The sequence below is a fragment of the Jatrophihabitans sp. genome, assembly GCF_051960575.1.
Taxonomy (GTDB): Bacteria; Actinomycetota; Actinomycetes; order Mycobacteriales; family Jatrophihabitantaceae; genus JBQCEE01.
In genome coordinates this window covers 1-2501 of sequence record NZ_JBQCEE010000174.1, presented here as the reverse complement: position 1 = coordinate 2501, position 2501 = coordinate 1, and the positions used below count along the sequence as shown (strand labels likewise).

General features: G+C 72.1%; 3 protein-coding genes. 2 read left to right on the top strand and 1 reads right to left on the bottom strand.

Translation table 11 applies throughout. The features are described from left to right. Positions 1-764: aminotransferase class V-fold PLP-dependent enzyme (locus tag ACTHMS_RS09965; protein ID WP_440306507.1), on the bottom strand; the 764-nt coding region annotated here is incomplete at its 3' end. A gap of 122 nt (positions 765-886) precedes the next feature. Between ACTHMS_RS09965 and ctaC the strand changes: the two genes are divergently transcribed. Together ctaC and ACTHMS_RS09955 are read left to right on the top strand one after the other, a co-directional pair. Continuing rightward, the gene (gene ctaC, locus ACTHMS_RS09960; RefSeq protein ID WP_440306506.1) at positions 887-1858 is read left to right on the top strand and encodes an aa3-type cytochrome oxidase subunit II; all 972 of its coding nucleotides are present in this window, start codon (positions 887-889) and stop codon (positions 1856-1858) included. Position 1859: 1 nt separating this feature from the next. Further along, on the top strand, positions 1860-2297 hold the full coding sequence (locus ACTHMS_RS09955; protein WP_440306505.1) for a cytochrome c oxidase subunit 4: 438 nt from the start codon (positions 1860-1862) through the stop codon (positions 2295-2297). Positions 2298-2501: the final 204 nt, after the last annotated feature.

Genomic DNA, 2501 nt, shown 5'->3' with positions numbered 1-2501 from the left:
CGGTGCCGCTGGGCCGTCGCCGCGCGCTCGGCGCCGACCGCGCGCAGGGACGCCGCCGCCGCCACGACCGCCGGGATGTCCGGCACCCCGGGCACCCGGCCGCCCTCGCGCTCGTCGGCCGGCCAGGGCGAGCGCCAGCGCGTGCCCGTGCGCACCGCCAGCACGCCGACCGTGCCGCCGCCCCAGGTGCGGGCGTCCGCGGCGAGCACCGACCAGTGCGCGGGCAGCTCGTCGTGCCCGAGGGTCTGCGTCGCATCGACGACCAGCGGCACCGGCACGTCGACCAGCGGTTGGCGCGTGCCGACCTCGTGGTTCGCGGCCTGCAGGGCGGCGGCGGCGACGTCACCGGCGCTCGCGGCGGTGGTGAAGGCGGCGGCGTCGACGCGCGCGAGGTGGTCGACGGGCACCGGCACGACGCGTCCGCCGGCCGCCTCGTGACGCTCGGCGGCGTGCAGCACGGCCGAGTGCTCGACCGTGCTGTGGACGAAGGTGCTGCCGCGGTTGCCGGCCAGCGTGCCGAGCACGGCGCCGTGCAGGGCCTGGGTGCCGTTCGCGGCGAACGACACCTCGTCCGGACGCGCGCCCAGCGCCTCGGCGACGGTGGCCCGGGCGGCGTCGAGCAGCAGGCGGGCCCGGCGACCGGCCCCGTGGAGCCGGGCCGGGTCGGCCCACCCGTCGTCGAGGGCGGCGAACAGCGCCTCGCGGGCCACCGGGTGCAGCGGCGCGCCGGATGCGGCGTCCAGCAGGACCGGTTCGGTGGTCACCCGGGAGACGGTAGTCATAGTGCACAGGTTCACCGCCTCCGCGCACCGCCCCGGGGGCGGGGGAAAGGCCGAAGTTGGCTAAGCTCCAAGGGTCAGTCTGATCGTCGGAGAGGCGGTTGCACGTGCGTCGCACACGTTGGGCCCGAGTCGTCCGCGTCGCGGGCCTCGTGGGCCTGTTGTCGGTGGTGCTCACGGGCTGCTCGGCCGCTGACTGGGAGAAGCGGCTGCGGTTCGGTTGGCCGACCGGTGTCACCCGTCAGGCCACCGAGATGCGCGTGCTGTGGACGTGGGCCGGTGTCGCCGCCCTCGCGCTGGGCGTGTTCGTCTGGGGCCTGATGTTCTGGGCCAGCGTCCGGTACCGCCAGAAGCGGTCGACGAACACCGACTACATCCCGCGGCAGACGAAGTACAACCTGACGATCGAGCTCGCGGGCGTCGTCATCCCGTTCATCATCATCGGCGTGCTCTTCTACCGCACCGCGGTCGTCGAGGACAATGTCAACCACCTGACCAAGAACCCCGACGTGCGCGTGCAGGTCGACGCGTTCAAGTGGAACTGGGAGTTCGAGTACATCCAGAACCACGGCCAGGCGACGACGTACGGCAGCGGTGACCCGTCCGCGAACGCGCCGCTCTCGACGGTGGGCTCCGACCAGGAGATTCCCGTGCTGGTGATCCCGGTCAACGAGCGCGTCCGCTTCGACGAGCACAGCTACGACGTCATCCACTCGTTCTGGGTGCCCGAGTTCCTCTTCAAGCGCGACGTGATCCCCTTCTACACGGACAAGACGACGCGCGACAACCAGTTCGAGATCACCCCGACGCACACCGGCAGCTTCGTCGGCCGCTGCGCCGAACTCTGCGGCACGTACCACGCCGAGATGAACTTCGAGGTGCGCGTGGTCACCGCCGACCAGTTCCAGGCCTACCTGGACGCGCTGAAGAGCATCGGCTCGGCCGACCCGGCCCGGCAGTCGAAGGCGCTGACGCAGGCCAAGATCCCGGGCGGTCCGGTCGCCACGACCACCCACCCGTTCGACACGAACCGCAACGTCGTCGACGCGGGCCCGTCCACGAAGGGGACGAACAGCTGACATGAAGACCGAAGCCCGCATCTTCCTGCTCATCGCCGTCTTCTGCTTCATCGCCGCGGCCGGCTACGGCATCTGGACCTCGCTGCCGAACAGCTTCAGCAACGGCAAGCTCGAGCCCGTCGGCGTCTCGTCGCTGATCCTCTCCGGCGGCCTGCTCGGCATCTCGGGCTCGTTCTTCTGGTTCGTGTCGCGCCGCATCGACGCCCGTCCCGAGGACCGTCCGGACGCCGAGATCGCCGAGGCCGCGGGCGACCTGGGCTTCTTCAGCCCGGGCAGCTACTGGCCGGTCGGCATCGCCGCCTCGGCGACGGTCACCGGCCTCGGCCTGGCCTTCGTCCAGATCTGGCTGGCGCTGGTCGGCGTCGCGCTGATCCTGTTCACCGTCGGCGGCCTGCTGTTCGAGTACTACGGCCACGGACGCCGCCTCGCCCAGCACTGAGCTCGATCGTCCTCGATGGCCGTCGCCCCCGCGGGGCGGCGGCCATCGTCGCTGTTGCCGGGCCGGTCGCGTCCGCGCGCGTCGGTTGAGCCTGGGCATCGGGCCCCGGACCCCGTGTGGATCGCGCCGGCTGTGCGGTGCTGACCGTGGCGGCGCCTGCTGTGCCGGTGCTGCCGGATCTTGATGGTCTGGACGAGGCAGGGC